Genomic DNA, 4,423 nt, shown 5'->3' on the forward strand with positions numbered 1-4,423 from the left:
ACAGTTGACAGTTGACAGTTGACAGTTGACAGTTGACAGTTGACAGTTGACAGTGATTTTAGGGTGCGGAGCGGGTTGAATGTCTTGAGTATAAATTAATATTTTTTGCCCGCTCCGCACCTTACGATTAGTTATTAATTATTTAGGGTGATGATAGTTGCACCTTACCGCTAACTATTAACTAATGAGCAATGACCAATGACCAATGACTAAAAATTATGGCAGCCAAAAATCGGGAATAACAGTTTTAGTCAAACTGCGAGCAAACTGATTAATCTGTCTGCCGATTTGAATGTGCGGCTCGTCAGCTTCCACCGGAATAATTGCAGCTTTCTTCCCGATTCCGAAACGTGAAACTACCAAATTTGCCGCCTCCAAACCAGTAACATAAGCCTTTTCCTGCGACCAAGAACCGTGACGGGTCACAACCCAATCGCCACTCATCAATACATTATCATAACTTGTGACCGCAGGCAACAAATACTGATAACTTCCCGGTGCAAAATGCGTCACCGCCCGCGACAAGCGAATCGCGCTGCTGTCGATTACTTTAGCCTCCCGAAAAGCCGGAATGCAAGTCGCCAAATCCCGCTGAACAAGAGCAACTATTTCCTCATCTTTCAGGGGAATTAATTGATTGGCATGATAAAAATCAGCTTCCACAACTGTTCCCGGTTCCGAGCGGAATTCGTCGTGCAAAGCATTCAAATCAAAAAACGTCCAGCCTGTAGTCGAACTAAATCCAAAACAGGCATTTGAAGGCAGCGGAATATCAATTTTTCTGTCAAACCACAGGCGAACAGCTAGCACGTCAACAGCGCCCAAGTTCATCACGTCACGAAACTCTTGGCGGCTTTGCAAAGCGGGGCTGCTGCTGATTATTTTTTGCATTCCCGTGACGCCAACTGCAAAAATAACTGCATCTGCATCGAAGGTTTCGTCGCCGCAGACAACTCGCTTTGCTTGATTGTTGCTGTCAACTATGACATCAGTAACTCGCCGTTTTGTCAATACTTTGGCGCCGATTTTTTCTAGGCGTTCTACCCACGGACGAAAGATTTTTTCTCCGACAGTGCCGCGACACCAAACTACATCAAAATCTGCTTGATGTGCTAAAATGAAATAATACAGCATTCCCAAAGCTGCGGCGGCCGAGCACTGTTCTCCGGGTGCAAATAAACCTACTAATAACATGGGCTCAAAAGCATCGCGGTACAACCTTGCAGATACGCCAAACTGTTTGAACAATTCGCGGGCTGTAACGCGATCGTACCGCTGCCAAGCTTCGTCGGAATTGTCGAAATCTAGTACGGCATAGAGTAAGGGTAAGGCCGAAAGCCGATCGACTAATGGCAGTCTTTTGAATCGCGTGTACAAGAATGTTCCTAACGGCGTGGGAAGTCGGAGCTCGTCCTGAAAAATCGGAGATTCAACTTCCAATCCGGCGGGAGAATACTGACAGGAACGAGTCCAAGGTGTGAAGGGATCGAGTCCTAATTCCTTGACTAATGAAAAGATATTTTTGTAAGGATACCAGAAGCCGTGAATGCCTGCTTCTACGGAACGCCCGCCTGCGGTTTTCCACCCGGCGACTAAGCCTCCCGGCTGAGGCCCTGCTTCTAACAAAGTTACGTCATAGCCTTGTTGGGCTAGGTGATAGGTGGCGCCTAAACCGGCCCATCCGGCGCCGACTACGACTATTTTGCGGGCTGGCGATTCTGCTGACATTGCGTACCTCTTGATTCTTTATTTATGATGACATAATTGATAAAATAAAGCGAGATATAGCTTCGCTGATTTAGATGAGGTGTGTCTGGTAATCGGGAATTGGTAATCGCGAATTGGTAAGGGGGAATTGGTCGCACTTGACTGAGCTCATTTGATAAGCGCTGTATGCGATCAATAATCTGAAGGTTAGATGAGGTTTTTTTGAGGGCGATAGCTGTTATATTTAAACGTTAAGGTTATTTTTTTCGGCGAATTAAGATTAGAGTAAAATACACAAACAGAACGGGTTGTCAATATGCAATTGATTAATTATTTGACTGCTGTTTTTGGGGTGATTTGGCAGAATAGCATTTTTCACTGGGCGGCGCTGATTTTGCTGTGCGTGGCTGTTTGGGGCGAGTACACTTCTGTGAAGCAGTATCAGCGTTATGTGGGCGCGAAAAGCCGATCGACTTTTGAGGCTGTCAACTATTTGAACTCGAAGTTAGAAAAGGGTACCTCAGGGGCGATCGAATTGCGACAGTGGGAAACAGCAGCAGACACTTGGAAACTTTTACTAGACTGGTTTAGCGAGCACTTGGCGGGGGAAATAACCGCCGGTGGCGAGGCTTACAGGGCTCAGGTAAAATCCGGGCGGTTTGTCTTATTTCAGTATCCGGCCATTTTAGGGCGATCGGCACCTCGGAGTCAGTGGCGGTTTGTGCCCAGCGTCTTAGTAGCCCTGGGGGTTTTAGGCACATTTTACGGCATTCAAACCGGATTACAGGATGTTAACTTGGGTTCGCTGGAAGATACCAAACAATTGCTACCCTCGATTAGCACGTTGTTGGAGGGGATGAAAACGGCGTTTTCGACTTCTCTGATGGGTTTGGGCTCTTCTAGCGTATTTACGATCGTGTTGGCTTGGGGCGATCGCGCGCGCGTTGCTAATCAATCCAATTTGCGCACCAAATTAGATAAAATCGCGCAATTACAAACCCCCGAACAACTGTTTTCCCGCGCCAATTCCAGCGGTGGCGATGCTGAAAGTGCGATCGCGCTTGCGATCGAGACAATGAGAACCGGATTTGCTCAAATCGTCGAGGGGCAAAGCAATGTGAACTCCCAGGATCTCGGACAACAAATCGGTTTAGCAATGACCCCAGTTTTCCAAGACATTCGCCAAGAATTATCCGCACTCCAACAGATTAAATCAGACCAAGGCGAACAGATATTAAACAACCTGCTTTCAGGACTCCGCACCGAAGTAATTGAACCCGTAGTTGGGCGATTGGATCAAAGTGCTCAGTTAACTCAAGAAGCATCCGAAGCTGTCAGAGAACTGAAGAACGAATTAGGCGGAATATCTTCTAGTTTAGCACAATCAATCCTGACAATTCAAACTTTCCAGCAAGATACATTAGTACAGTTGCAAGAATTTGCAAACAACTTGCAGCAAATTTTGGGACAGTTTCAAACCGACACCCACAGCGTTTTGCAGGAAATGGCAACCGAAATACGATCGGGAGTTGGAGAAAGCATTGAAGGGATGAAAGCCCAAAGAACAGCCTTTCAAGAAAGCGCCCAAGAAGCCGCCAACACCTTTAGAGGAATCCAAGATAATTTGCAAGAATCTCTCCACACTCAAGCGGAACAAGAAAGAGAAATGCTGCAAGGTGTCGAAACCCGGATGACAAATATTTTAAATGCCACCCACTCCGCTTTTCAAACTCAGTCTGACACTCTCAAAGTAGTAGGCGATGAAGCTTCTGGATTGATGGATAAAGCCCGAGAAAATCTGGTTGGTAGCTTGCAAAATGTTGACTCAATGCTGCAAAACACCCGCGTCACAGTCCAGGAAGAATTAGACAATTTCCGGGTAACGTATCAAGCCTCTCTCCAGCAATTTTTTACCCAGCAAAACAATTTACTCGAAGGAACATTAGGCAAACAGCAAAAAGGTTTAGCACAGGTTGTACTCGGCTTGCAGAAAGTTTTTCAGGAAGAATCAGAGAAACGCAAATTGATGTCGCAGCAAGTTGACCAAAGCATGAGCCAAATTTTGACAACAGCCGCAGAAGTCAGTCAGTTTGCTAATTCTGTGGGCTTGAATTCCAGCCAGCGTTTGGCACAGTTGCAGGAATTAGCGAAGATAACCGGACAAGAAGTGCTGCGGGTAGAAAGCGTTTATGAAAAAATGGCGAATCAGTTCAATACAGAAGGAGAAAGGTTGCAAACTACCTATACAAATTTGGTGAATCAATTAAATGCTGCTTTGGAAGCGGAACAAGAACAAGTGCGGCGGGTTGAGAGTGCCTATCAAAACATGACTAATCAGTTCGATCGCGCGCTGGAGTTGGGCAACAATCAATTAATTGGCTATTTGGAAACAACTACTTCATCGCAGCACAAGTTTTTTGAAGAAGCAGATACTTCGATGGCGAAAGTGTGCAGTGGGTTGCAAGAAAGTTCTGACGGTTTGATGCAGGTTGCTCATTATTTGGTGGCGGCTGCTGATAATTTGGGAACGAAGAAATCCTAGGGGCGGGTTTTACGAGAACTGGGCAACACGCAGATATAATAAACCCGTCCTCCATAGTTGCAATGGGTGCATCTGGTTTTGAAGCCTGAAGAAGCATGACCGCAGATAAGTTATTAGTGATAATCCCATATTGAATGCGGTCATGCTTCGCCCCTACAAACATATTTGCCTTGC

Annotated in this window: 2 protein-coding genes; one reads left to right on the top strand and one right to left on the bottom strand. The window is 46.0% G+C overall.

What is annotated here, in order from left to right; translation table 11 throughout:
* Nucleotides 1–216 precede the first annotated feature (216 nt).
* Nucleotides 217–1,728, bottom strand: coding sequence for a hydroxysqualene dehydroxylase (locus QT974_RS31575; protein ID WP_333472320.1), 1,512 nt, complete (start codon nucleotides 1,726–1,728; stop codon nucleotides 217–219).
* Between the two features lie 295 nt (nucleotides 1,729–2,023).
* Between QT974_RS31575 and QT974_RS31580 the strand changes: the two genes are divergently transcribed.
* Nucleotides 2,024–4,249: a hypothetical protein gene (locus QT974_RS31580; protein ID WP_333472321.1), complete on the top strand. Its 2,226-nt coding sequence runs from the start codon at nucleotides 2,024–2,026 to the stop codon at nucleotides 4,247–4,249.
* Nucleotides 4,250–4,423 lie beyond the last annotated feature (174 nt).

Source organism: Microcoleus sp. BM001215392 (genome assembly GCF_036700185.1).
Taxonomy (GTDB): Bacteria; Cyanobacteriota; Cyanobacteriia; order Cyanobacteriales; family Microcoleaceae; genus Microcoleus.